Origin of the sequence: Microcoleus sp. (genome assembly GCF_041354475.1) — a bacterium.
Taxonomy (GTDB): domain Bacteria; phylum Cyanobacteriota; class Cyanobacteriia; order Cyanobacteriales; family Microcoleaceae; genus Microcoleus.
On record NZ_JBGJZU010000042.1, the window covers coordinates 27,930 to 52,730 of the forward strand.

Annotated in this window: 22 protein-coding genes and 1 CRISPR repeat array; of the genes, 8 read left to right on the forward strand and 14 right to left on the reverse strand. The window is 44.5% G+C overall.

Going from position 1 to position 24,801, the window contains the following annotated elements:
* Positions 1 to 89: 89 nt before the first annotated feature.
* Positions 90 to 821 carry a cytochrome c biogenesis protein CcdA gene (locus ACBR23_RS16560; RefSeq protein WP_341734219.1) on the reverse strand — a complete coding sequence of 244 codons (732 nt, stop codon included), beginning with the start codon at positions 819 to 821 and terminating at the stop codon, positions 90 to 92.
* 162 nt (positions 822 to 983) lie between these two features.
* The gene (locus ACBR23_RS16565; protein ID WP_371116641.1) at positions 984 to 1,715 is read right to left on the reverse strand and encodes a pentapeptide repeat-containing protein; all 732 of its coding nucleotides are present in this window, start codon (positions 1,713 to 1,715) and stop codon (positions 984 to 986) included.
* Positions 1,716 to 2,173: 458 nt separating this feature from the next.
* On the opposite strand from ACBR23_RS16565, the gene ACBR23_RS16570 reads away from it, so the two are divergent.
* The gene (locus tag ACBR23_RS16570; protein ID WP_371116640.1) at positions 2,174 to 2,830 is read left to right on the forward strand and encodes a tetratricopeptide repeat protein; all 657 of its coding nucleotides are present in this window, start codon (positions 2,174 to 2,176) and stop codon (positions 2,828 to 2,830) included.
* Between the two features lie 58 nt (positions 2,831 to 2,888).
* Here the strand turns inward: ACBR23_RS16570 and ACBR23_RS16575 are convergent, their stop codons facing one another.
* A complete protein-coding gene (locus tag ACBR23_RS16575) occupies positions 2,889 to 4,223 on the reverse strand; it encodes a peptidylprolyl isomerase (protein WP_371116639.1) in 1,335 nt (444 codons plus the stop codon).
* 130 nt (positions 4,224 to 4,353) lie between these two features.
* Between ACBR23_RS16575 and ACBR23_RS16580 the strand changes: the two genes are divergently transcribed.
* Positions 4,354 to 4,905, forward strand: coding sequence for a peroxiredoxin (locus ACBR23_RS16580; RefSeq protein WP_371116662.1), 552 nt, complete (start codon positions 4,354 to 4,356; stop codon positions 4,903 to 4,905).
* Between the two features lie 122 nt (positions 4,906 to 5,027).
* Here ACBR23_RS16580 and ACBR23_RS16585 read toward each other — a convergent pair whose 3' ends face one another.
* Positions 5,028 to 5,522, reverse strand: coding sequence for a phosphate-starvation-inducible PsiE family protein (locus ACBR23_RS16585; RefSeq protein ID WP_371119984.1), 495 nt, complete (start codon positions 5,520 to 5,522; stop codon positions 5,028 to 5,030).
* Positions 5,523 to 6,321: 799 nt separating this feature from the next.
* On the opposite strand from ACBR23_RS16585, the gene ACBR23_RS16590 reads away from it, so the two are divergent.
* Entirely contained in the window at positions 6,322 to 6,924 is a 603-nt protein-coding gene (locus tag ACBR23_RS16590; RefSeq protein WP_340521726.1) for a superoxide dismutase, read from the forward strand.
* Between the two features lie 230 nt (positions 6,925 to 7,154).
* Positions 7,155 to 7,448: an ATP-dependent Clp protease adapter ClpS gene (gene clpS, locus ACBR23_RS16595; protein ID WP_340521737.1), complete on the forward strand. Its 294-nt coding sequence runs from the start codon at positions 7,155 to 7,157 to the stop codon at positions 7,446 to 7,448.
* Positions 7,449 to 7,480: 32 nt separating this feature from the next.
* Here clpS and ACBR23_RS16600 read toward each other — a convergent pair whose 3' ends face one another.
* Together ACBR23_RS16600 and ACBR23_RS16605 are read right to left on the reverse strand one after the other, a co-directional pair.
* Positions 7,481 to 7,978, reverse strand: a complete 498-nt coding sequence (locus ACBR23_RS16600; RefSeq protein ID WP_341739142.1) for a plastocyanin/azurin family copper-binding protein — start codon at positions 7,976 to 7,978, stop codon at positions 7,481 to 7,483.
* 120 nt (positions 7,979 to 8,098) lie between these two features.
* Positions 8,099 to 9,214 carry a tocopherol cyclase family protein gene (locus ACBR23_RS16605; RefSeq protein ID WP_371119983.1) on the reverse strand — a complete coding sequence of 372 codons (1,116 nt, stop codon included), beginning with the start codon at positions 9,212 to 9,214 and terminating at the stop codon, positions 8,099 to 8,101.
* Positions 9,215 to 9,366: 152 nt separating this feature from the next.
* Between ACBR23_RS16605 and ACBR23_RS16610 the strand changes: the two genes are divergently transcribed.
* Positions 9,367 to 9,948: an Npun_F5749 family FMN-dependent PPOX-type flavoprotein gene (locus ACBR23_RS16610; protein ID WP_371116638.1), complete on the forward strand. Its 582-nt coding sequence runs from the start codon at positions 9,367 to 9,369 to the stop codon at positions 9,946 to 9,948.
* Positions 9,949 to 10,142: 194 nt separating this feature from the next.
* On the opposite strand, the gene cysE is transcribed toward ACBR23_RS16610, so the two are convergent.
* The gene (cysE, locus tag ACBR23_RS16615; protein WP_371119982.1) at positions 10,143 to 10,949 is read right to left on the reverse strand and encodes a serine O-acetyltransferase; all 807 of its coding nucleotides are present in this window, start codon (positions 10,947 to 10,949) and stop codon (positions 10,143 to 10,145) included.
* 393 nt (positions 10,950 to 11,342) lie between these two features.
* On the opposite strand from cysE, the gene mrdA reads away from it, so the two are divergent.
* Positions 11,343 to 13,166 carry a penicillin-binding protein 2 gene (gene mrdA / locus ACBR23_RS16620; RefSeq protein WP_341739146.1) on the forward strand — a complete coding sequence of 608 codons (1,824 nt, stop codon included), beginning with the start codon at positions 11,343 to 11,345 and terminating at the stop codon, positions 13,164 to 13,166.
* Here the strand turns inward: mrdA and ACBR23_RS16625 are convergent.
* Positions 13,156 to 13,302, reverse strand: coding sequence for a hypothetical protein (locus ACBR23_RS16625; protein ID WP_371119981.1), 147 nt, complete (start codon positions 13,300 to 13,302; stop codon positions 13,156 to 13,158). The two genes, mrdA and ACBR23_RS16625, sit on opposite strands and share 11 nt — an antisense overlap.
* Positions 13,303 to 13,305: 3 nt before the next feature.
* Complete coding sequence (locus tag ACBR23_RS16630; protein WP_371116635.1) at positions 13,306 to 15,042, reverse strand: DUF3352 domain-containing protein; 1,737 nt, start codon at positions 15,040 to 15,042, stop codon at positions 13,306 to 13,308.
* A gap of 186 nt (positions 15,043 to 15,228) precedes the next feature.
* On the opposite strand from ACBR23_RS16630, the gene ACBR23_RS16635 reads away from it, so the two are divergent.
* Positions 15,229 to 15,837 carry a chorismate lyase gene (locus ACBR23_RS16635; protein ID WP_371116634.1) on the forward strand — a complete coding sequence of 203 codons (609 nt, stop codon included), beginning with the start codon at positions 15,229 to 15,231 and terminating at the stop codon, positions 15,835 to 15,837.
* 96 nt (positions 15,838 to 15,933) lie between these two features.
* On the opposite strand, the gene ACBR23_RS16640 is transcribed toward ACBR23_RS16635, so the two are convergent.
* Positions 15,934 to 17,238: a cytochrome P450 gene (locus tag ACBR23_RS16640; RefSeq protein WP_371119980.1), complete on the reverse strand. Its 1,305-nt coding sequence runs from the start codon at positions 17,236 to 17,238 to the stop codon at positions 15,934 to 15,936.
* Between the two features lie 337 nt (positions 17,239 to 17,575).
* Between ACBR23_RS16640 and hpsP the strand changes: the two genes are divergently transcribed.
* Positions 17,576 to 18,754, forward strand: a complete 1,179-nt coding sequence (gene hpsP, locus ACBR23_RS16645) for a hormogonium polysaccharide biosynthesis glycosyltransferase HpsP (RefSeq protein WP_371119979.1) — start codon at positions 17,576 to 17,578, stop codon at positions 18,752 to 18,754.
* Between the two features lie 12 nt (positions 18,755 to 18,766).
* Here the strand turns inward: hpsP and ACBR23_RS16650 are convergent, their stop codons facing one another.
* The 4 genes from ACBR23_RS16650 to cas1 all read right to left on the reverse strand — a co-directional run bounded on the left by ACBR23_RS16650 (position 18,767) and on the right by cas1 (position 24,696).
* On the reverse strand, positions 18,767 to 20,731 hold the full coding sequence (locus tag ACBR23_RS16650) for a TerD family protein (protein ID WP_371119978.1): 1,965 nt from the start codon (positions 20,729 to 20,731) through the stop codon (positions 18,767 to 18,769).
* Positions 20,732 to 20,934: 203 nt separating this feature from the next.
* Positions 20,935 to 21,342: a DUF4359 domain-containing protein gene (locus tag ACBR23_RS16655; protein WP_341739413.1), complete on the reverse strand. Its 408-nt coding sequence runs from the start codon at positions 21,340 to 21,342 to the stop codon at positions 20,935 to 20,937.
* A 469-nt stretch (positions 21,343 to 21,811) separates the two neighbouring features.
* Positions 21,812 to 22,704: direct repeats of the CRISPR family, unit length 35 nt; unit sequence GTGCTCAACGCCTTACGGCATCAAAGGTTTAATCA.
* A gap of 267 nt (positions 22,705 to 22,971) precedes the next feature.
* On the reverse strand, positions 22,972 to 23,265 hold the full coding sequence (gene cas2 / locus ACBR23_RS16660) for a CRISPR-associated endonuclease Cas2 (RefSeq protein ID WP_340523593.1): 294 nt from the start codon (positions 23,263 to 23,265) through the stop codon (positions 22,972 to 22,974).
* Positions 23,266 to 23,274: 9 nt separating this feature from the next.
* Positions 23,275 to 24,696: a type I-MYXAN CRISPR-associated endonuclease Cas1 gene (gene cas1 / locus ACBR23_RS16665; RefSeq protein ID WP_371119977.1), complete on the reverse strand. Its 1,422-nt coding sequence runs from the start codon at positions 24,694 to 24,696 to the stop codon at positions 23,275 to 23,277.
* Positions 24,697 to 24,801 lie beyond the last annotated feature (105 nt).

Below are 24,801 nucleotides of genomic sequence, written 5' to 3' on the forward strand. Positions count from 1 at the left end.
CGCGTCTTCGCGGTTCGTAAAAAAAACTTCACCCATGCCGCCGTGATTACTATATGTTGAAACCCTAGGTCAAATCCTGACTAAAAAACTCAAGCAGGAAGTAAGCGAGAAAGCAGAGAAAAAACGCCAAATCCTACCAATAAAATACCACTAACAGGCGTAATCCAACTAGACCAACGGCGCAATTCCAACAACTTTTTAATACTCGCAGTAAAAGTTCCGGCTATAATCAAAGGAGCCACATAGCCCGCAGCATAAAACAGTAACAAAACACCACCTAAAAATGTATCTCCAGTCTTGGAAACCCAAGCTAAGAGGGTAGCCAAAACAGGAGTGCTGCACGGAGAGGCTACTAAACCAAAAGTTAAGCCCAATAAGTACGATCGCACTCCAGCGGGCAAATTCTTCGGCACCAAAGCCACAGCGTCAAAAGAGGGCATTTGCAAAGGTAAAGCTTCCAGTAAATTCAGCCCCATTAAAATAGCAATAATGCTGACAACGATCGGCAAACCTATGCCTATTTTGCCATAAACCTGCCCAGCAAATGAAGCTAAAATACCCAAACCAGCAAGAGTTGTCGCCAATCCTAGGGAAAACCAAGCCGACTGAGTAGCAGCTTGGAGACGACTTTTGGCTTCGTAGCCACCGATATAGCCGATGGTAATCGGCAACATGGAAAGCATACAGGGAGTTAAGCTCGTTAGCAACCCAGCCAAAAAGATGACTCCGACGCTAACGAAACTGAGGTGTGTAAGTTGAGAGTTGACTAAAGTATTAGCAAATTGTGCTAGTTCGTAAATTTTGTTTTGCAGGGTTTCCATTACGAGTGTTTGGTGCTGTTCTGGGTTTATTTAAAATTGTAACAGATAGGGTGTACTTCGGTTAAAAAATATAAATCTTAGATAAATTGATTGACTACCTAACAGGAAAAAAGTAGACCGCACCCCAAAAAAGTGGCACTGGTAGCTTGGTTATTATCGACATTAATCCCAGGAACTAGACTTGAAATTAATCGCAACTTCGTCATTAATAGAACCGTCAGGCATCACCGCCCCCGAAAGTAAGACACCTTCGAGATTAGCTCTCGTTAAAACCGCACCTTCTAAATTAGCATTACTGAGGTTCGTTAGTTGTTTATAACCTCTGAACAAGAAGCTTTGCAAGTCCGCACCCGTTAAATTACTGTCAGCCAAATTGGCATATTGCAAATCAGCGCCATGGAGCGTAGCATCAGTTAAATTAGCTTTGGTGAGATTTGTTCCCCAGAGTCGAGAATCTAAAACATTCGCATTTTTTAAATTTGCCATAGTCAAATTGGCTAAAGTCAAATTTGCATCCCACAATCGACTATGATTTAAATTAGCTGCGGTCAAGTTAGCTTTACTGAGGTCTGTGCCAAAAATATCACAATTTGCTAAGTTGGCACCAGTGAGATCGGCATCAGAAAGGTCGGCATTTTTTAAGTTAGCGCCGGACAAGTTTGCTCCGCTTAAATTAGCACCGCTGAGGTTAGCGTCTTGGAGATTAGCACCGCTTAAATCAGCACCGCTTAAATCGCATTGCTTCCACAAAAAGCTGACGCACCAATTATCTTTTTCTATTTGACTAATATCCTGAGCATTAGCCGCCATCGCTGGAGGAGTTAAACAAAGAGTGAATAGGGCGATCGCCCCTATTGTCACCACGATTTTTTTTAACTTCAGAACTATTTTCATTGACACTAAGTTGAGCAATAGATTCTTAAGGAATAATTAAATTATAGCAAATAATGCGCAACTTTCATCAGAAATTTTACTGAAAAGTAATTCTGCTGTTATATCCCCGAATTCTGTAAGCACTAGGATATCTGGGTATTCTGTTGGTTGAGGTGTGTAGATGGATTGCAGCACCCGATCGGACCCATTACCTGCAAAGGCTAGACTAGATAGTCTCTGGGGGAAATTGCCCTGAGTTGTGATCTGCCTCACTCACTAAGGCCAAATCTCCTCACACAAGTCAATACCCAACCATCACCGCATCTCATCAATATAATCACCATCCTGACAGTATTAATATCACTGCCTAAAGCTACAAAATCGCAGAAAATAAAAGAGTACAGTTAAATCCTCGCTTTCCTATGCCCACTATCGCCATCCTTCCCAGCAGATTAATTGTCACAAGTATTGTAAATTCGATGGATTTTTTAGGATTAACTAATCTGGCGGACAAATTATTGTCTGACTGTACTTCTGATTCGCGAAAGTCAGAAATCTTAAATGCTAAGACTAAAAATTTTTACCTTGATGGTTTGAAAAATTTAGAAGACGGCGACTTGCACGGTGCGGTAAAAAATTTTAGCTGCGCTATGGAAATAAATCCTGACTTCGCTCCCGCTTATAATGACCGAGGCATAACCCGTTACAAATTAGGTTATAAACTATTAGCTTTAGAAGATTTAACCACAGCCATTGGTATTAATCCCGAACGAGATAAGTATTACAACAATCGGGGATTTATGCTAACTCGCTTAGAAGATTATCCCGCAGCTATCGCCGATTATAGTTTAGCTGTGCTACTTAATCCCTATACAGGCAAAAGTTACTTTCGACGTGGCACTATCTACTTAAAAATAGATGATTATGTGGCGGCAATGGCAGATTTTGATTCAGCAATTCGCATCGCACCTGATTTTGGTAAAGCTTATTTTAACCGTGGAATAGCTAAATATAAATTGAAAGATATTCCCGGAGGATTTGAGGATTTTCAGAAATCAGCAGAGCTGTTTAAGGCTCAGGATAAAATAGAAGATTATCACGAAGCAGTTGCTAAAATTACAGAATTATGGTACTAGATTTACCTACATCCCCGACTTCTTAAAAAAAGCCGGGGTTCTCAGAGCGATCGCCAACTTAGCCAATTCTAAAAGCTGCATCACCGACTGGCAAGTCATTGGGACGAGAAATAGTAGCAAAGTTAATGGCAAACGCCGCGTTTTGAACTGCGGTAGGGGTGGCATTTTGAACTGTTGCCAAAGTTGCCCCTCCCAATTGAATCAGAGTGTTGCTTCCAGAGGCAGTAAATGCAATGCTGGATAAACTGCTGGTAATGCCAATGCGATCTTCTCCTGGTACAAAATCAAGAATTAGATCGCTCGTATTATCCACAGGTATATTGTTACCAGTAATTAGAACAAAAGTATCACCACCTGCACCACCGGTCAGGGTATCAGCACCTGCATCTCCAATTAAAATATCGTTGCCATCACCACCAATTAAAACATCGTTACCTTTGCCACCTCGCAAAAAGTCGTTACCAGCATCTCCATTGAGATTATCGTCACCCAGATTTCCAATCAAAATATCGTTGCCAACACCACCGCTAATTAAGTCATTACCTTTGCCACCTCGCAAAAAGTCGTCACCAACTTCACCACTGATGGTATCATTGCCTTGGCCACCATTAATTGCATCATTGGTTGGTGAACCAGTTATGCGATCGCTGGCACTACCTCCCAGTACACCGCTGGGATTTTGCTGAAAATCTTGGGAAGTGACTTGATAGTTATTGGGGGTGTTGGCCAATTTGAGCGATCGCAAAGGCAGATTGACCAGATTGGTAGTATTAACGAAATTGTTCAGTAAAGTAACATCGCTAATGATACTAGAAACCCGACTGGGGACGATTCCTTGAACAACTTTAGCGCTAGAAATGCGATCGCCCTGCTGCACCGCATTTACCGTATTAAAACCTTGAGTAACATAGCCAAAAACAGCATAATTACCATCTAAAAACGGCAAATCATCCAAAGCAAAATAGAACTGGGAAGAAGCCGTATTCAAAGCAGTAGCACGAGCCATGGCCACAGCCCCGACAGTGTGCTGTAACTGCGGAGTTTGGGTAAGAACTTGGTTGTAAACAGGTTCGGTAGCTCCTTGGGGCTTAATTTCCAAAGGAATAAAACGGGCCTGATTGGTATCCGGGTCAATAAAATTACCCGTTCCTAATTGACTTGCCGGAATTGTGGTATCTTTGCTGCGCGGATCGCCACCTTGCACCACAAAAGGAGTGGGTTGACGCACAACTCGGTGAAACATCACCCCGTCGTAGATGCCACGCTCAACTAAGTCTACAAAATTGCCTGCGGTAATTGGGGCATTAGTGCCATCAACTTCGATCGCAACGGGTTGACCATTAATTACCTGGACTACAGTAGCTTTGCCTGATAACGGGAGTGCAGCGGCCATAAGTAAATTGCTATTTTAGTGAGTGATATTTAGCTTTTCGGAACAATCTAGGAATAATCCACAAATTGCCCCTACCTATTTAATCAGAAAACTGTTAACTTGTGTTAAGTACAGTTCTAGTTCTAAAATTATGCTCTCCCGCCGCTACTTTTTTAGCACTTTCGTGGCAATTTGTCTAGTTGTTTTAAGTTTTAATTTTGCAGCCCCCGCTGCCGCCCTTGGTGGCAAGCTTCCCCAGGTGAATCAACCAGCACCGCAGTTTACTTTACCGACTAATAGCGGTGGCGGACAAGTCTCTCTCTCCGATTATCGCGGTAAGTGGCTGGTAGTTTATTTCTATCCCAAAGATTTTACATCCGGTTGTACGATAGAAGCGCGCAGATTCCAGCAAGACTTGCCCAAATACTTGGCGAAAAATGCTCGCATTATCGGCATTAGCGCTGATGATGTCAATTCCCACGCCGAATTTTGTGATTCGGAAGGTTTGAAATTTCCCCTGTTAGCTGATACGGACGGAAAAGTGAGTAAAGCTTACGGTTCTTGGATGAGTTTTATCTCGGCACGGCACAGTTTTATTATCGATCCAAAGGGCATTTTGCGGGCAACTTTTGTGAAGATTAATCCGGCAATTCACTCTCAAGAAGTCCTGGCAAAGTTGGGTGAGTTGCAAGCTCAGAGATAATATTGTATTACCTGGAATCATACGAATTAAATAGGTTGCTAGTCAAAAATTGAGCATTCGAGACTCAATCCCTGACTAGCAAAGCGATCGCATCCAGGACAAATAGGTGCGTAGTCAGGATTTTATTCCTCGTCGTAAAGATTTCTATTGCTCCTAGACATCCGCCGTTCTGGGTCAATTCCCTCAAAGGTTGGCGGCAACCAGACTCGGATTACCAGCAACATTCCTAAAACTAGCAAAAATCCACCTGTAGATAATATCTGAACCCAGGGTGTCTCCAGCACTCCCCGCACGATTACTTCTCGCAAAACTGATACAATACAAACTTCCACAGCAACACCAATGGAAACTCGCTGCTCTTGCAAGTAAATAATTAATAATCGAAATAGTTCAACTAAAACTAATAGAAATAGAATATCAGCAGTCACTTGCTTGAAATTCAACGGAGGCAACAGGGAGAAAAACATTTCTCGAAGTTCCAGCACCATGAAGCAGAACAAACCGATACATAAGGAAATTACAATTAAGTCTTGGACTGTTTCCAGAGCGCTAACAATTAGTTTCAGATTTAACCATGGTGAGGTCTGGCTCGTGGAGTTGTTTAAAGGCTTTTGCATGGATGGCTCCTGCGACTTGTTTGACTTGTTTACAGCTTAAGTTAAATAGAGCTGATATTTGACAAGACAATGGTTTAATTTATTTATAACCATGATAAAACTTGCGTCACTTTAAAATTTTACACAAACTTTTAGGTACATCGCAGGTGGGTTGACATTTTGGCAAGCTTTATGGTATTCAATGCGGGCGTTTGAAAGTTTTTACAGGTAAAAGCCAGAACTGAAAATGCTTAAATGCTGTAATTGTTATCAAAGGAGTCGGGTCTAAAACCCCGTCCTTTTAGGACGGCTTTAATTTATTCCTAAAACTTCTGCCAATTCCAGTAATCGTAGTATACTGCAATAGTCGAGGTTAAACTCCTTTGCCATCGTGAAACGGGACATGAGACACACTTTTAGGCATAAACGGGGGGGCAAAGAGCGGCGAAAACTCTTTAAACAGCTAGAGGCTTAACACAGTCTCAAAACCAGAAAAACAAACTATTCTAGTCTTGTTAAGTAGGGTGGGGCACACCCAAACTCTAGGTCAGTATCCTAGTAAGCTTTTGGAGATAGACCCTCTGGGGTGGCTGCGAATCAGGCTCGTTAATTGGTGGAATTTCCACGGTTAAAAGGTTTGAGTATTGCCGAAAGGACGTAACACTTAAAGGTCAGTCGCTGAATTAAGAATCCCCTCGCCTTTAGGCAGGGGAGTGTCAAATAGCTTGATCGACTCAGGCTAGGGACTAAAGGCTCTAATCATACAAAAGCCTGAGAGTCAACCCAAAAACTAAAAGTAATCCAGAGAGGATTGAACACAATGGCATTTGAACTTGCACCGTTACCCTTCGCCGCTGACGCTCTAGAGTCAGGTCATATGTCGGCCAATACCTTTTCGTTCCATCACGACAAGCATCACGCTGCTTACGTGACCAACCTCAACAAACTGATTGAAGGCACTGAACTTGCCAGCAAATCTCTCGAAGAGATTGTCAAGGAATCTGCCAAAGACTCATCCAAAGCAGGCATTTTTAACAATGCAGGTCAAGTTTGGAACCACAATTTTTTCTGGAATTCTCTCAAACCAGGTGGTGGTGGCACTCCGACGGGAGCTTTAGCTGACAAAATCACCGCTGACTTCGGCAGCTTCGATAAATTCAAAGAAGAATTCAAGGCTGCTGCGACAACTCAGTTCGGTAGTGGCTGGGCTTGGCTGGTTTTAGACAATGGCACTTTGAAAGTTACCAAAACTGCCAACGCCGATACTCCTTTGGCCCATGGTCAAATCCCATTGCTGACTTTGGATGTGTGGGAACACGCTTACTATTTGGACTTCCAAAACCGCCGTCCTGACTACATTGCTAATTTCTTGGATAACTTGGCTAATTGGGATTTTGCAGCAGCAAATTTGGCTGCGGCTTAGTAGAGGTTTTGCCCTCGGCGATCGCGCTGTTGGCAAAAGTCTAAAATAGTCCTAGAGGCAGTCACTCTGTAAAAAGTGACTGCCTTTTTGTCAACTTCACAGCCACGCAGATTGAGCCGTGGGAGTAATTGTCCAATCTCAAATTTAAAATTTAAAATCGGCTGAGATCGTGTTAGAATAGTAAGGGTAAATTTTTTATGCTGTTTGTAGTTTCAGTGGCTGTTCGCGCGATGACTTCTTCACCGACCATAGCTCCAGTTCGATCGAGTCAAGTTACCCGCAAGCCTTATCCAAATTATCGGGTAATTGTTCTCAACGATGATTTCAATACATTCCAGCACGTTGTTGAATGTTTGACCAAATATATTCCAGGGATGACAAGCGATAGAGCCTGGGAACTTGCTAATCAAATCCATCACGAAGGACAAGCTACTGTGTGGGTTGGCCCACAAGAGCAAGCAGAACTTTATCATATGCAGTTGAGCCGCGCTGGACTGACGATGGCACCGTTGGAGTCCGCTTAAGTGGATGTTAACATTAACTGGGATATGGGATTTCAAGGGGCGATCGCAATTTTGCCAATCATTCCCGCCTCTGTATGTCCGGCTACCGTACATCGAAGGTTGTAAGTTCCCGACTTCATGGGGATAAATACCCATTCTGCCATAGCTCCGGGTTTAAGTTCCAACTCGTGAATAGCTCCTTTAATTTCCACTTTCCCAGCTTCTACTTTTTGTGTCCAACTCGCATCAGCAAAGTTTTTAGCAGTAAAATAATGTTTCTGCGAACTGGGATTTTTCAGAACTAACTTATAACGTTTCCCAGAATCAAATTCTAGCAGATTGGGAAAAAATTTGAGTTCCCCAGTTTCACTGCCCAAACTCACACTAATTTCGGTGATGGGTTGGCGTGATAAATCTCCTGCATTGGCAATTGTCGCAGGAATTAATAGAGTGCCAAAACAGAGAATTAACCCTAAAATTAGCTTTAAGGTTTGTGGGAACCGCTGGCTGCGGTAGAATTGCACTAATTGCGATCGAAATGATTTGAGCATGGGATTTAATTATCAGGTAACTCTTACTTAATTATGGCGACTGTAAGTCGCTACTATACAAACGAAGTGCGCCTACGCGCACTGGGAGAAAATAGGCTTATAAATTCTGCAATCTCAAATCTAAAATTGCCAAACTTCATCCCAAGGCCCGCCCCCAACTTCCAAACCACACAAAGAACTTTCAGCCTCTAAAATAATTCTAGAACGCTGCTTGCCACTTTTGTCAATATTTCCCCCCAAAAATTCTCGCAGTTGTAGCCGCAATTCACCGTGCGTCGTATCCCGGCAGCAAAAAGCCATCCCCTTGGCTGTAGGAGTTCGGACATAGGTACCTAGAGTATTGGTAGTGCCAATTAACTCAACTTCAAATTGACTATTTTTTGCCTGCATTTTCCAGTATCCCCAAGGTTCAATATGCCAACTAACTTGGGAATTCCAAGGTGCAAATTCATAGAATTTTCCTCGATAATGGATACCAATCATTGCCACCGATTCCATCCACCACAAAACGCCTCGTTTGCCACCACCGGCAGTTAAAGCTAAATCTGATTCGCCTTGAAAACAATTGCAATTAATCCAAAACCATTTTTGAGGGAAAGCACCGCCCCAATTTTTTTCGCTGTAAGCTGGAACTTCTGTAAAGTCATAGCGTTGGTCGTTCCAATCTATCCAGCCTGTGGCTAAACCGTGGGACATTAAAATTTGCCAACCGGGTTCAAATATGGGCAGAAAAGATAGCATTCCTGCGGTAGATTTCTGGATGGAATCGGAGTTTCCCCAGCCGTAAATTGGTTTAATTTCATACTGCCAATAACAGTGTTTGCCACTTCCTGGGTCGTGTAAATAACCTTGATGCAAGGTGGCTGTAGCTTGATAGCCTTCTTCGATGTGGTTATCAAATGCTTGTGGTGCTAAATATTCGGGTTTGATTTGTAAATCTGTTTTGCCCCAATGTCCTAATCCCAGTTTGTTTCTATCTGCCCAAAATTTGTTTACATCGGGGAAAGTGCGACACAAATATTCGTCTTTGGGGCCGAGAATTTGAGCGACACCGCCGCTGTAAGGTTGACCGCCTCTGGGGTCTTCGATGGAGTACATGAATGCAAAGGATTGTTGGTGGATTGGTAAGGTGATGCGATAGTACCAACCTTCAAAAAAGCGACGGTAACTGCCGTCCCAGTGATAGCCGCTGTGGGGAGTTTGAATACTTTTGTATTTTAAGAGTGAATTTGACATAAAATTATGAATAGGAGGATGGTAAATTTACAAAAACTGTATTTTTATTTTTTATTCTTATCGACTCACCTTTGCTCAAGGGCTTGATTCCTTCTTCCCGCTTCCTGAGCGTAGTCCAAGGACCTTCTTCCTTCTTCCTTCTTCCTTTTGTTATGACTTTAGCACCTTGGCGATCGCATCTTGCTGGTACTCTCCATCGCAATCGGAGTCTTCCTGTTTCCCGATACTTACAACTAGCAACAGTCCGGGCTGACGGGCGTCCAGCCAACCGCACGGTTGTGTTTAGAGGGTTTTTGGAAGATACCAACCAGTTACAGTTTATTACAGATATTCGGAGTCAAAAGGTAGAAGAAATTAATTTCTATCCTTGGGGGGAGATTTGTTGGTATTTCCCGCAAACTCGCGAACAATTTCGGATTGCTGGAAAGCTTGTGTTGGTAAGTGCAGAACATCCAGATTCTGCACTTTGTGCGTCGCGTAGAAGGGCTTGGCAGGAAATTTCTGAGGCGGCGCGGGTGCAATTTGATTGGCCGCATCCAGGGGCAAATAGGGCTGTTTCCAGCGCTTTTGAACCTACTGTCCCAGATGCGATCGAGCCTCTGTCTAATTTTTGTTTGCTGTTGTTGGAACCGGAAACTGTGGATTTGTTGGAGTTGCGAGGTGCCCCCCAGAATAGGTTGCTTTATGGGCGGGATGGGGAGGGAAATTGGTCGGCGCGCGAGGTTAATCCTTGAAAGAATTGGTTATTGGTTATTGGTTATTGGTTATTGGTTATTGGTTATTGGTTATTGGTTATTGGTTATTGGTTATTGGTTGCTTCCAATGCCTAATTCTCTTCCCCCCTTGGGGGGAGGTTGCCCAATTCCCAATGCCCAATGCCCAATGCCCAATGCCCAATGCCCAATGCCCAATGCCCAATGCCCAATGGTTAGATGCCACTGCCGTCGAAAAATTCTTGAATTGCTTTATCTTTTAACTGACAAGTGCTAGCAACAGCTAATTTAGTTGTTTCGGCTAGGGCTAAATTAGTGGTTTGATGTAAAGTTGGGAATGTTGAATGGAAATTGTGAGAATTTGGTTCGGATTTGAAGGAAACAGGCTGTTGAGTTTGCAAACTTTTAAGTTGCTGTTCGAGGGATTCGATGCGATCGACTAAAGAGCGAATCACCACAGCTTCAGAATCTGGTAAACTACCGTGTTCTAGGGGATTGACTCGTACTCCCGATCGATAAACTATGCGGCCGGGAATCCCTACCACTGTACAATCAGATGGTACGTCCCGGAGCACGACGGAACCTGCGCCAATGCGGACATTATTGCCAATTTGAAGATTGCCCAGTACCTTAGCACCAGCACCGATAACTACGTTTTCGCCGACAGTAGGGTGACGCTTGCCACTTTCTTTGCCAGTACCACCGAGGGTAACTCCTTGGTAAATGAGGGCAAAATCGCCGACTATCGCGGTTTCGCCGATGACTACTCCCATACCGTGGTCAATGAAAACGCTTTTACCGATTGTTGCCCCAGGGTGAATTTCAATTCCGGTAAAAAAGCGAGCCAGGTGGGACATCAAGCGGGGGATGAAGGGAATTCCGACCAAGTACAGCCAGTGTGCGATGCGGTGGAATACCAGGGCCTGAAGACCAGGGTAGCAAAACAAAACTTCCAGCCAGTTGCGAGCAGCAGGGTCTCGATCGAAAATAATACTGAAGTCAGCTCTAAGAGTCTTTAGCACTTTCGGAGTTACCAATTTTGGTTAAACACGCCATTTTATTTTACCGGATGGGGGAAGATAGCTGCCGATGGTGTAAACCGAATCACCAAATATTTGACCATTCAACAGTTAACAGTGCACCAAAGATCCTGCTTTGGATACTTTTGGGCTTGTTTTGAGTGCTGAGTTCCTGATTAACACAACTTTTGGTATTATTACTTATGGGTGGCACGAGAGGGCTTAATCCCCCAAGGGTGAAACCCCGCTGTTAATTTTCCTGGCTATTTCTGGCTATTTGGGAAGTTATTCATTTGTCAGGAACCCGCAGTCAGTAGTCAAATTTCCCCTGCGGGATCTTTCATAGTTAATAATTAGTTATCTAACATCTAGGATGTGACATCTACCTATATAATTATGCAACGACAAATTTCTGCCATATCTGGATTTCGCGCTTCTGACCTAACCCTGGGGGAAACTCCTAGGAAACAGTCCCGTCCGATACAGCGGGCGATCGTCTTGATGTTGATTGCAACAGGTTTGCTGAGTCTGCACGTCGGTAGGCTGGTGCAATTGCAACTGGTGGAAGGGAAACAAAACCGGGAACGAGCCGAAAACAATCGAGTTCGGGAAGTGCCAAAACCAGCCAATCGCGGACATATAGTCGATCGCCAAGGTAAACTGCTAGCTGCGAACAATTTAGCTCGATCGATCTATTTGTGGCCCAAAGAACAAACGCCGGAACAGTGGAAAGTAACAGCAGACAAGTTAAGTCCGCTGCTGAAAATCCCAGCCCAGGAAATTCTCGAAAAATTAAAACAAGTCGATCCTTCATCCTACAGACCGGTACGACTTAGACAAGCAATGCCGCCAGAGGTATTTGTGCCACTAGCAGAACTGGTGGGACAAATGCGAGGAGTGGAAGTGCGCCCCGAAGCCAGACGCTTCTATCCAGAAGGCAGTTTAGCTGCTCACGTTCTCGGATATATTGGCGAAGCTACCGAAGCAGACTTGAAAACTCATCCAGAATATCCGATGGGAATGATTGTGGGTCAAATGGGCATAGAAGCGAGTTCTAACAGCAAGATTGCCGGAGTTTGGGGCTATCGACTGATCGAGACGAATGCCCAAAATCAAGAACTGCGCCTGATCGGAGAGACACCTCCGAAACCAGGTGAAACAGTGCAGCTAACTATAGATTTCAAGATGCAAAAAGCGGCTGAAGACGCCCTGGGGAATCGACGGGGGGCAGTAGTAGCCCTGGACGTGAAAACTGGTGCAGTATTAGTGTTAGCCAGCCACCCTACTTTTGACCCCAATCTGTTTACGCGAAAAATCACCAAGGAAGATTGGCAAAATCTCCAAGATTTGGAAAATCCCTTCTTGAATCGAGCCATGCAAGGCTATCCCCCTGGTAGCACTTTTAAAATTGTGACTTCCGTCGCTGGTATGGAATCGGGTAAGTTTTCACCGGACTCTATTTTGAACACTTCGGCTTACATTACTGTGGGGGGAATTGATTTTAACGAACACAGTGGTGGTTACGGTGACATCGGCTTTCGGGAGGCTTTGGCTTTTAGCAGCAATACGTTTTTTTATCAAATCGGCATGAGTGCTGGGCCCGAAGCAATTGCTAAGTGGGGACACCGCTTGGGAATTGGCAAGGATACGGATTTGAAGCTTTTGGGCCTTGGTGGCGGAGATCACGGTCAAATGCCGACACCGGAAGAAAAGGAGAAAATTTATAAGGAACCTTGGTATGCGGGAGATACGGTAACGATGTCTATCGGCCAGGGTTTGGTGTTGGTGACTCCTTTGGAAGCCGCGGTGATGGTGAGTTCGATCGCCAATGGTGGTAATCGTGTCAAGCCCCATCTTTTGACTTCGATGACTGGTAAACCTGAAACAAAACCGGTGCCTACGGGGATTAAACCTGGGACGATTGAGGTGATTAAGCAAGGACTGGCGGCGGTGGTGACGGAGGGTACGGGACGGGGACTCAATGACGGTTCCATTCCGCTGACTGCGGGCAAAACCGGGACTTCGGAGGTAATCGGACAGAAGGATCACTCATTGTATGTGGCCTATGGACCTGCGGAGAAACCAGAAATTGCGATCGCCGTGGTTGTGGAAAATGGTGGTTTTGGTTCTATAGCGGCGGCCCCGATCGCCAAAGACGTGTTTCAAGCTTATTTTGGTAAGCCAAAAAAGGTGGATGAGTCAGTAGTGGTTACTCCTTAGTTGTTGGTTGTTGGTTGTTGGGAGCATCCCGCTCCCAATTCTCAATTTCCAATTCCCAATTCCCAATTCCCAATTCCCAATTCCCAATTCCCAATTCCCAATTCCCAATTCCCAATTCCCAATTCCCAATTGCCAATAACTAATACAATCGCATAAATATGGTAGCTTTGCGAATGCCTGCTGTTTCTCCGGTGCTAGTAATTGTGAGCGATCGCAAATGGTCGAACAATGGTCTTGCGGAAAGTTCAATTAACCTCAACAGCGGAATTTGTTTTTCCCAAATTCCTCTGCTTGAGGGCCAATCTAAATAAAAATAGCCGTCATTAGATGGCGGTAAGGGTTCGATACTCGTTTGAAAGTCTTGATTTGCCACCAAAGAACCTGTTTCAGCAGCTTTGAGAGCTTCGTCCATTGCTTCTACTGAGGTTGTGAAAATTTCGTATTTACCAACTGTGGCTCGGACTCCTTTTGCCTCGGTTTCGATCGCACTTTTCCTCTTTGTTTCCTTACCATAATTTTGGGTAGTTGTCAACTGCGTCCAAGCGGTAATTTTTTGGTTTCTGAGAGTGAAACTGCCTATGCTGTATTCTTTGCTGCGGGCAATTTCGTCCAAGCGGGCGATCGCCTGTTGGGAATCAGCAGATGTTTCAGCCACAAAAATCCAATCGCTGCTGTTTGAGGCACTTGGAAGCACTGCTAAAGCGTATTCTCCTTTTACCCAGTTGAATATGTCTTGGGGTAAGTTAATGCCCCAAGCTGTCTGAATATCTGCGAGGGTGCGATCGACTAATTTTGACACTTCTGCATTGCCAGAAATAGCCGCTGAAAATTCAGTCCAAAAATTGTTTAAACTGGTGCTAGCCACTGCCAAAGGGCTGGCTGAGGGAATGTATTGTAAGGCTTGTACAGGTTCTGATAGTGTGGGAATTGCGTTGTTTTGGCGATCGGTCACTAAAGCAGTTTCGGCCACTAATCCCCGTCTATTTACTCCCACAGCCACCCCTAGGGAAGAAAGGGAAACATCAGATTTTTCCTTGGTTTCCGACTGGGGTAGATTGAAAAATGCTAAAGCTATTCTGCCTTGTTTTAGCTGCTGCAAAGCTTTTTGATATTCTGGCTTATTGTTAAGATTGAGGTTTGCCACTTCTACGTTATCTATGGCATCTCTAAGCACCTGCGGATGATTAGCCAATAAAACAAAACTTTGGTGATTCTTGCCATCTAAACTGCCACTGAGTAAAGCCGTAGCAAAGCTTGAGGGTAAACTGGAACTTGGCAAAGCAAGGCGACTCAAAGGTGAGATCGGCTCAGTTTTTTTCGGGACTGCGGGTAATTGTTTATAACTGAGTTTAACGCCTTTATATTGCTCAAACTGACCTTGTTTTTGCCAGTAGGAATCGAGAAACTGCTGGCTGCGATCGGGATTTTGGGAGGAAAGGGCTACCAAAAACCCGGCTTGTTTGCCATTTTTGCTGTCGCGATCGATATCTGGTGTAGCGATCGCGAAGGTAATTTCGTCACCTATCCAAGGTTGGATATCTCGACTGTAATTGAGGTTTGTATTGGCGAGGAGGCTGTTTTTGATTTGTTCAAATTCAGCGTGCGATCGGCTTCTTTCTGCGGGAGTAGCAAAAACCTGTCGCAGGGATTCCAGGCGATCGGGATTTACCAGCATTGACGCTAACAAAGGTGCTTGTTTCGAGACAAACACAGCAGCAGCCGGAGTAGTTGTCGGCCCGCCCTTGAGTAAATTAAGGGGAGTGTGAGTTGTCAACCAGTAAAAACCGCCTGCACTCAGGGCTAACAGCGCCAAGACACCGACAATTAGAAAATAGAAGAACGATCGCAACTTCATCAGCAAATGACAAATTACCACTGTCTACTATTATACACCCAGAACCCCGACTTTTTTCAAAAGTAAGTTTTTTGGGAAGATGGTTAGTTTTTAATTCGCTATTTATGGCAATCTAGAGATTAGTTATTCCTGGAATAAATCAAGCAATATAGATTTTAGATTAGAGAAACGTTATAATAAACAAAAAATTAAGTTTTGTAAAGACCCTTGACTGCAACATTCACCCCCAAAAACAGCCGAACCTGGCACGCTCTCAACCCCCTGTGGCAAGGAGCAGAAGACGCAGTACAGAAGGGTTTACCCCACACCAAGCTAGCACCAGCATGGCAAATACTGCTCCTGGGCGACGGTTCCCCCACCCGTCACCTGCAACTGCTGACGAGAGAACCCACAGAAGTTGATGTCATTGATATGTCCTTAGTGGGTGCAGATGCAGATGGCGCGCCGGAACAGATTGTGGTGGTTCCGGGGCCGCATCTGCGCCGACAAGTGTGGCTGCGGACTGCTTCTGGACAGCGTTTAGCCTATGCAGCTTCTTGGTGGGAAGCCAGTCACGTAGACGAATATTTGGAAAATAAATCTTTGCCAATTTGGGCAAGTTTAGCGCGGCTGCGGACGGAATTGTATCGGGATGTGCAAGGCATTTATTTGGGTAATTCGGCTGCTTTGGAGTCAGCATTTGAACAGTCGGGGCCTTTTTGGGGACGACACTATTTGTTTTGGCATCATGGTAAGCCACTGACTCTGATTTATGAGGTTTTTTCTCCTTATTTAACTAAGTATTTGGGACCGATGCAATTGGATGTTGATTCATAAAATGCGATCGCTCTTAGAGCTCCTTGTTAGATCAAATCCGTTTGACTGGTTCCCAGGCTGAAGCCTGGGAACCCATATCCAGAGGCTCTGCCTCTTCTACTTCTTTATAATTATTCGCTGAAATTTCACTCGCAAACCGTCGCGGGGATGGGGAGTTGGTACTCTGATTAAATTCAAATCTTGATCTGGTAAAAGTTCCCAGTCGCATTCCCGAATCATCCTCGCTGCAAACAATTTCATTTCTAATCTGGCAAATTCTTTGCCCAAACATTCTCGCAAACCGCCGCCAAATGGCACGTAGGTGAAAGGTTTAGCCGATCGCTCGGAGTTAAATCGATCGGGATTGAAGCGATCGGGTTCAGGATAAACTGTGGCATCTTGATGGGTTTGATTTATTTCATAAAGCACGCTCCAACCTTTAGGAATTTCATAGCCACCGAACTCACAAGCATTAATTACTGTCCGAAAACCACCTCCCACCGGTGGCACTAAACGCAGCACTTCTCGCAGCACCTGTTCTAAATAGGTCATTTGTTTGAGTTGCTCTAAGGTTAGCGGTTCTGTAGTGGGGAACTGCTGTTGTTCGGCTCGCACTTTTGCCATCACGTCGGGATGTTGAGCTAGGAGAAGACAAAAAGAGGCGATCGCCGAAGTTAGAGTCTCGTGTCCCGCAAACAACAGCAGCAGCACTTGGTCTTTTAACTCCTCCACACTCAAACTATTTCCCTCATCATCGCGAGCCGAAATTAGCAAACCTAAAGCATCATTACCACCTGGGATTCCTTGTTGGCGATCGCGAATAATATTTTCCAGTTCTGCTAACAGTAAATTTCTGCTATTCTTAGCTTTTCCAAACAGAGTCCAAGGGACATTTAAAGGAATAGAAAATAAACCATTACACCAAGTTTCAAAATAATTTCCCAGCGCCGTTTCCGAACCAGAATCAATACCAACTAACAACTTACCAGCAACATCAAAAGTATAATTTCTCAGTTCTGGATACCAGGCGAACTCGCTCATTTCCGTCCACCTTTCCAAATAGCGCTGAGTGATATCTTCCATGGCCTCAATGTACCCAGCCAGGGCCCGTGGCTGAAATGCTTGGTATAGCAACTTACGCCGATTTTGGTGGTCAGCACCAGTTTGCAGCGCCAAGGAAAGTGGCCCTAAAAGCGCTTTCGTGCTGGGAGGCCAACTCACCACAAAATATTGATTTTCATGGCTTAAAACAAACAAATTCGCCTCCTGACCGCACATAAAGACTGTAGGCTGTCCGAAAATGCTGGTTTTGAAAATATTTCCGTACTGCTGGTGGCGTTTTTTGGCAAATTGCGAATCTCGCAAAAAGTTGAGGGTATCGCCCATGAGTGGTAAACCGAAACTGCCGGGAGGTAATGCCATGTTAGATTTTAGATTGGAGTAAAGGGAATTGGGAATTGGGAATTGGGAATTGGGAATTGGTCAACCCCCCCTGCCCCAGCAGGGTGGATTTATAGTCGAAAAGATAAACTAAGCCGCTAGGGCAATTTGAGCATACTATGTGAAGGATTTAACTGGTTTTTCTCGATTAGACCAATCGAAAAGTAACTCAGAAACATTGATAAGTTCATCCTCTGACAATCAATCCACTCTGCCTTGGGGGGGCTGGGGGGTTTCTTGCTTGGGGGGTTCTTCCTTAGCCTCAAGAGCGCCTTCGGGGCTCATTTAATCTTACTACCTATAGCAAAAAGTGCTAACAATGCGAATTCTACAAATTATTCCCTCCATTTCCCTCGTCTACGGCGGCCCAAGTCAAATGGTACTCGGACTTTCGGCAGCCCTCGCTGCTAAAAACATTGATGTCACGATTATCACCACAAATTCTAACGGAGATATCGGTCAACTTCCCTTAGAGGTTCCTCTCAATCAACCCCTAGAACAAAACGGCTATCAGATTATTTATTTTCGCTGTTCTCCCTGGCGCAGATATAAATTTTCCCTCTCATTATTGCAGTGGTTAAATGCTCATGCACACAAATTTGACCTAGCTCATATTCATGCTCTTTTCTCACCAGTAACTACCCTCGCTGCTACCATTGCTAGATATCACCATTTGCCCTATATTATCCGTCCCTGCGGTATGCTCGATCCGGCGGATTTACAGAAAAAAAAGCTGTTAAAACAGATTTATGGTACTGTTTTAGAACGTCCTAATTTATCAGGGGCCACCGCTATTCATTTCACCAGTAAAGAAGAGGCTAAGATCTCAGCAAGATTTGGTTTGGATGGCCCAGATAAGATGCCTAGGCCACTGGATTTGGTGATTCCCTTGGGGGTGACAGCAGGTTTGTTTTCTCATAAATTGCGAGCATCTTCAGTACCTACTATCTTATTTATGTCGCGCATTGAACCGAAAAAAGGGCTGGATTTGCTACTTCCGGCTTTAGAAAGTATTTGGAAATCGCACATCAAGTTTCATTTTATTTTGGCTGGTTCAAATCCCCAAGATGCCGATTATGAAACAGGAATCAAACTAAAAATACAGAATTCTATTTTAGCACAATGTACAACAATTACGGGCTTTGTGAGCGGTGATTTAAAAATTGCACTATTGACAAATGCTGACTTATTTGTATTGCCTTCCTATTACGAAAACTTTGGTATTGCTGTAGCAGAAGCAATGGCTGCTGGTGTACCTGTGGTGATTTCCGATCGCGTTCATATTTCCGCAGACATACAGCAAGCAGAAGCTGGTTGGGTTGGCCCTCTGGAAGTTGGGGCGATCGCCCATTTAATCAAATCAGCACTTCTCGATCCAGATGAGCGCCAACGGCGGGGATTGAATGGCAGAGAATACGCTAACAAGCATTATAATTGGGAGGCGATCGCCCAACAAACCATCGATGCTTACCAGCACATTTTGTCACCTATTAACTAACGGGACTGAAATCTACCTCTTACTTCTTCTCCGGCTGCGAGTTCTGGTACTACTGGTATTAGAAGTATCCGGTGATGAATTGATGCTGCTCTTGCTTTTAACATCAGTAGATTCAGTGTTTGGTGAACTGTTGGCAGATTTTCTTCTAATGATAACCGGAGGGTTAAAACCTCGATTGCAGGGTCTTCCCAAGGAGTCAACATTCCTGCGATAATCGCAAATTACCACGTCGGCACTGGATTCTTGACAATCATTGATAAAGGTTTTTGCTAATTGGTAATTGTTGTCATCTCTCTGCTGGGAAAACAGTTCCTTAGCTTGGTTAAAATCCGCTACTGCTTCCGATTTTGTACCCAACATACAGCGAATAGCACCTCGTTCCAAATAAGCCAAACCATAATTAGGATTAACGCGAATAGCTTGTTCGTAACTGCCGATCGCCTTTTGTTTATCTCCCAATTCATAGTATACTTGACCGCGACCAAAATAGGCTTCTGCCAAGTTAGGGTTAAATTGCAGCGCTCGATCGTAATTGTAAATGGCCTGCTGCTTGTTTCCCTGTTTTGAACTAGCGATTCCCAATCCGAGGTAAGCTTGAGGTATGTTGGGATTCAAATCTAAAGCCTGATTAAAGTTGAAAATAGCCCCTGAAACATCTCCCTTCTGAATTTTCAAAGAACCTTGATTGCTGAAATTTGCAGCTTTTTGAGCGATCGCAACTCTTTGATCGATCGCACCCTGATTCGCCCGGTAACTGGATAACTTATTTTGAGCTAGACTATAAACAGGTGTACGTGGATCGATCGCTTCTAAAAGCGCGATCGACTGCTGCCATTTAGCTTGGGACTGATGCCAAACTTCCACAGCATGAGGAGGCTTTTGCACAACCACAGCAGCCTCCATCGCCAATTTTTGCGCCGTTGCGAGACTTTCTGCGGCTTGTAAATTTTGCTCAACAGGAACCAAAGTCTGGCTAAGTTGCAGCAAATCTGCCCTTGCTTGTTGATACCCACAGCCAGGTAAGTTAGGAATTTTATCTAAAGAAGCGATCGCTTCTTTAAGGCGTTTATGGAAACTTCTCAGCAGATTGACATCCGTTGCTGTCACAGCATTCTGGGTTTCAGTTAGCAATATTTTCGATTGCTTCAGTGTGGAATCGGCTGCTTGAGTTAAGGCGATCGCACCGGCACTGATTCCCAACACCAAAACCCCTAAACTTGCGGCTAACGCTAGGGGTATTTTAGGAATTACCCAATTAACTTGATTGTGAGTGGGCGATCGCACCGAGAGCCCCTCGCCGGCAGTTTCCGCCTCTGACTCCACCTCCAACTCCCAAGCCGGAAACTGTAAATCATCCCCTGCTGTTACCGCCGCCAATTCATTAGTAATTGGAACCTGATTATTCCTATTTGTAGGGCGATACTTGTCAACCAAACCCTGCAATCCTACTTGATATCCTTGGGATACCCCATGAAATATCCACTCTCCATTTTTTCGAGACAAATGGCCCAATTCTATAGCCGTCTCTTGCTGCCAATTCTCGGTTAATTCATATCGAACCAGTTCTTTTCCCGTATCCAAATTTAAAATTTTGATTGCCGCACTTTTGATGTTGCTAAAACTTGCATTAATTTGCTGTGCACCGTGAATTGTGACTGCAAAAGTTATGGCCTGAATTTGGGGATTAATTTTATCTAAAATCACCCCATAAGTCGTCTTATTTTTTTTACCTCCTTTGTGGCGATCGGGAATAGATTGCAGTACGGAACCATCACAGGATTTGAGATTATTGTAAAAGATAAAATATTCATCATTAGGTATTTTGCCATCAGCACCTAGCATGAACGCCGAGACATCAATATCGTAGTTTTCTCCTGCCTCTGTCACCTGCCAACCAAGGGCGATCGCCATTTTTTTTAAATCCGGGGCTGCTTTAGAGAGATTAAATGTTGCACCCTGAGCTAACTGCACTGCCATCTGCTTATTTGTCAACGATCGGATTTAGTAGCGACCATCTTAATATTAATTTCCACTATAAATGTTGACTTGTAATAAGTTTTAATATTTTGAATAAGCTAGGGTAATTAGCGTAATTTAGGGAGACTTACTTACATAGAATCACCTACGTAAAAACCGGGCTTTATCCAAAACCCGGTCGATAAAATGGATTGAATTTGATGCTAATTTTGAGCTGATTTCGTAGCAGGCGGTAGACTTACAAAGTTACCAAAGACTCCCACTGTTTGATAGCTTTTTTTGCCGACTTCAGTGGTGTAAATACTGACTACCCCTAAATTTTCTCGCTGGGTGGTATTGTCGAGCAATTGTTCGATGGTACTGCGCTGGGAAGTCAGCAAATTTTTGCAACTGCCGATCAAAGTATCTGTAACACCGGTTAGAGCTTTAGGAATGCGAGAATCTTTACAGACAGTGCTTTCGAGTTCTGTTTCCAGTTTACCAGAAGCATAAGTTAGGTATTTGTCTCTGGGAGGATTTGTAAAGGCCATACCGGCGGCGAGTATTGTCAGGGCGATCGCGACTTTGCCTACATTGCCAAAAAAATTAGAAGTTGGCTTTTGAGTATTCATTGGTTTATCAATAATCATTTTTTACCTAGCCCGGTTGAGTTATAAGCTTATCTTGATTTAAACTACACTTTCTAGGAAACGGATTTCAGAAAGGAGAGGACAGTTTTTAGATTGGAGGCAAGTTGGGAGTATGTCTCTAGCCATTGGTGTGAACTTAAGGTATAACTCATAGTCCGGCAGGGGTTGAAACCCCTGCCGATGGAGCGAAAGTCCTCTTGCATAGGACTCAAGAGAAGAATTTTCAACTCATTAGTCCTCTTTGAGAGGACTTTAGCTATTAGACAGGGGTTTCAACCCCTGTCGGACTCGCGGGATGACCAACGAACTTGGCGGGCTGACAGCTTAAGTTGACACTAATGGTTTCTAGCTTGTCCACCTTCCTTGTACCTTCCTCCTGGTGGCAAATCCGCATAAATCCCACAGATTGTCTCGATGGGTGTCAAGGAGACGAAAATTTTAAAATGTGCAGGTGCTCAACGCCTTACGGCATCAAAGGTTTAATCACATGCGTGCACGCGCGTAGCACATAACCGCTTAACTTGTGTGCTCAACGCCTTACGGCATCAAAGGTTTAATCACTAGGGCTGGTAGTGTAGTTGCAGCGGGTCAGATGTGCTCAACGCCTTACGGCATCAAAGGTTTAATCAGAATTCCTGGGTTAACCGCTGTTAAAATTGATGTCGCGTGCTCAACGCCTTACGGCATCAAAGGTTTAATCAGTTGATAGGCACGGCGGTCACGCCCGAAGAGGTATTCAGTGCTCAACGCCTTACGGCATCAAAGGTTTAATCAGAATCTAAAAGGTAATCGCTTATCGGGCGGTATTGAGTGCTCAACGCCTTACGGCATCAAAGGTTTAATCAGTCTTAAAAACAATGTTTTGCCCTTTACCACCGGAAAGTGCTCAACGCCTTACGGCATCAAAGGTTTAATCAGACGTTACCAGTGTTTCTAGGCTGTCTCGACAGTGGTGGGTGCTCAACGCCTTACGGCATCAAAGGTTTAATCAGAGTTTATAACGGGAGACCCAATCGATATCGAGTAGTGCTCAACGCCTTACGGCATCAAAGGTTTAATCAGATATTCAACCAAACCTTCTTAGCGAAATATTTGGTGTGCTCAACGCCTTACGGCATCAAAGGTTTAATCACCTGAGATGAGTCGCCATTCGACATCGCCTCGGCAACGTGCTCAACGCCTTACGGCATCAAAGGTTTAATCACGTACGATGCCATCAAATCAGTTATAAAAAATTTGGTGCTCAACGCCTTACGGCATCAAAGGTTTAATCACTTGTTTTTTCGATTCCCAAGTTTTGAGCAATTACGTGCTCAACGCCTTACGGCATCAAAGGTTTAATCACAGCGGTTCCTGAAACCCTTATCAGATAACCATCCCTAGTCGATTTTACAAGCACCTCCCGCTTAATAGCAACAAAATCTCAAAAAAAGCCAAAAACTAGCCATAAAACCCAAATCCCAATTCCCTCAAACCCTTACCCTGTCTAACATCCAGAGTTTTGCAAGCACCTCCCTAACCCTAAAAAAGGCTGAAACCTAGATAGGACAAGGGTTTGCAGCCATACAACCTCAAAAAAAAATTCCACAAGCAGAGGTGCTTGCATTTTCCTCAAACCAGCCGATAGGAATCTCCCAATGGGGGCCAAGCACCAGGGCGGTTGTAAGCACAAAGGGTACTCGCACACTGATGAGACAAACGGACAAGCAACAAACTATCCTCCGATGCCAACACCTTCTCCAACTCCCATCGTAACTTTTCTCGCTCCCGCTGACTCAGCCAAGCACGAAAAATCGAATATTGGATTCTTTCACCATAACCTTGCAGCAAGCTATAAGCCTTTCGCCAGCGTTTTTGGCAACGAATATCGTAGGTAATTAGATACCAATTTTTTGCTTCAGCCATTGTCACACCTCACCGCACAATCAATTGACCAAATAAACCACCCTCACCCATCCATTCCTTTTCCAAAAGACGCACTTCTAACTCCAACAAACGACGATAGGTAAGAGCATAACCAGTCACAGGATGCTTGCAAGTTTCCTGCTTACGGCTTTCGTATAAATCCACTATCCTGCGTCGCCCCGCGTCACTTAACCAAACTTGTTCTCCCCTCACCTCAAAATCAGTTTGGGGTTGCCATTGCCCTCGGTTAATTGAACCCATAACCACCATATCCACCAAAGGAACGCGGAAAATTTCCATCAAATCTAAGGCTAAAGGTGAGGCTTGAGAACGAGGTTGGTGATAGAAACCTAAAGCTGGTTCTAAACCCACACTGAGGATGGCATTCATCACATCTTTCAGGAGTAAAGCATAGCCAAAACTCAACAAAGCATTAAATCGATCCTTGGGCGGGCGACGGTTACGACCACAAAAATGCAACAGGGGAGAAACATCATTACCAATCAAATAAGGTAAGGCTCCAAAATATAGCGCAGCCAAGTTTCCTTCTAATCCTAATAAGTTTTCTAGACCTTTGGCTTTGGGAACTTGAGCCAGAACTATTTTCATTTGATTAATCGCTTTTTTTAGCTCCTCTGATGCTTCCTTGCCCCGTCCACCGCGCATTAAAAATTTGCGCTGTCCTTGACCCCGACAAATAACTAATTTTCGGGCTAATTCCAAACATTTTTCCGAATTACTCAGTGCTGCATATTGACGAATTCGACGCTGAATGCTACCACCACGAGCATCGAAACTTCCCACATAGCGTCCCCCGCCAGAAACAAAGTGAATTCCGATCGCCTGTTCGGTGCAAAAATACAAAGCTTGGGTGGAAATTTGGGAGAAACTATGGAGGACAATTTGACCAATTTGCCGGCCTGGTAGGATTTCTGTAGGCTGATGGCGGCGAGATATTTTGATTTGTTCTCCGCAGCGCCCTACTGCTGTTCCTGGTTCTAAAACATGAATAATTTGTCGTTCGTCGTCTTCAGGAAACAAGCGAATGGGCTGCCATTCTCGATTATGGGCAAGTCGAGCTTCTTCTGGCAAGCAAACTGGAGCAAGGGAGCAGCGGGTACAGAGGCGCTCGTTGTCGGTGACTGGTGGGCGACAGGGGGACTGGCGGAGCGATCGCGCTTGTTCTATAGCCTCTCTCACCGCAGTGCGCCCTGCATCATCAAGGGGGACGCGCACCATCACATTATCAGCGTGGTAGCGGATGCGCCCTTCTGGGACAGAAATACCCTTGGCTAATTCAATCAACCAAGCATAACTGAGAATTTGCAGGCGATCGCTCTCCCAAGCTTGGGGCTGATTATGTGCATCTCGGTGACAGCGCCCCCGTTTGTGCTCGTAGGGAATGGTTTCCGCTCTGTTAAACCTACCCAAAATTACCAAAGTCTAGACTTAGCTGGACATTAGAAATTTTGGTGTTAACTTCCTGATTCATCGTAGTCTCAAGATGACTCTTGAGAGGTTTGTCTACTCCACAGG

What these genes read in the sequence shown, in the direction of transcription:
- ACBR23_RS16560 (WP_341734219.1), bottom strand. Translation starts at nt 821, where the DNA reads ATGGAAACCCTGCAAAACAAAATTTACGAACTAGCACAATTTGCTAAT.
- ACBR23_RS16565 (WP_371116641.1), bottom strand. Translation starts at nt 1,715, where the DNA reads ATGAAAATAGTTCTGAAGTTAAAAAAAATCGTGGTGACAATAGGGGCG.
- ACBR23_RS16570 (WP_371116640.1), top strand. Translation starts at nt 2,174, where the DNA reads ATGGATTTTTTAGGATTAACTAATCTGGCGGACAAATTATTGTCTGAC.
- ACBR23_RS16575 (WP_371116639.1), bottom strand. Translation starts at nt 4,223, where the DNA reads ATGGCCGCTGCACTCCCGTTATCAGGCAAAGCTACTGTAGTCCAGGTA.
- ACBR23_RS16580 (WP_371116662.1), top strand. Translation starts at nt 4,354, where the DNA reads ATGCTCTCCCGCCGCTACTTTTTTAGCACTTTCGTGGCAATTTGTCTA.
- ACBR23_RS16585 (WP_371119984.1), bottom strand. Translation starts at nt 5,522, where the DNA reads ATGCAAAAGCCTTTAAACAACTCCACGAGCCAGACCTCACCATGGTTA.
- ACBR23_RS16590 (WP_340521726.1), top strand. Translation starts at nt 6,322, where the DNA reads ATGGCATTTGAACTTGCACCGTTACCCTTCGCCGCTGACGCTCTAGAG.
- clpS (WP_340521737.1), top strand. Translation starts at nt 7,155, where the DNA reads ATGACTTCTTCACCGACCATAGCTCCAGTTCGATCGAGTCAAGTTACC.
- ACBR23_RS16600 (WP_341739142.1), bottom strand. Translation starts at nt 7,978, where the DNA reads ATGCTCAAATCATTTCGATCGCAATTAGTGCAATTCTACCGCAGCCAG.
- ACBR23_RS16605 (WP_371119983.1), bottom strand. Translation starts at nt 9,214, where the DNA reads ATGTCAAATTCACTCTTAAAATACAAAAGTATTCAAACTCCCCACAGC.
- ACBR23_RS16610 (WP_371116638.1), top strand. Translation starts at nt 9,367, where the DNA reads ATGACTTTAGCACCTTGGCGATCGCATCTTGCTGGTACTCTCCATCGC.
- mrdA (WP_341739146.1), top strand. Translation starts at nt 11,343, where the DNA reads ATGCAACGACAAATTTCTGCCATATCTGGATTTCGCGCTTCTGACCTA.
- ACBR23_RS16640 (WP_371119980.1), bottom strand. Translation starts at nt 17,238, where the DNA reads ATGGCATTACCTCCCGGCAGTTTCGGTTTACCACTCATGGGCGATACC.
- hpsP (WP_371119979.1), top strand. Translation starts at nt 17,576, where the DNA reads ATGCGAATTCTACAAATTATTCCCTCCATTTCCCTCGTCTACGGCGGC.
- ACBR23_RS16650 (WP_371119978.1), bottom strand. Translation starts at nt 20,731, where the DNA reads ATGGCAGTGCAGTTAGCTCAGGGTGCAACATTTAATCTCTCTAAAGCA.
- ACBR23_RS16655 (WP_341739413.1), bottom strand. Translation starts at nt 21,342, where the DNA reads ATGAATACTCAAAAGCCAACTTCTAATTTTTTTGGCAATGTAGGCAAA.
- cas2 (WP_340523593.1), bottom strand. Translation starts at nt 23,265, where the DNA reads ATGGCTGAAGCAAAAAATTGGTATCTAATTACCTACGATATTCGTTGC.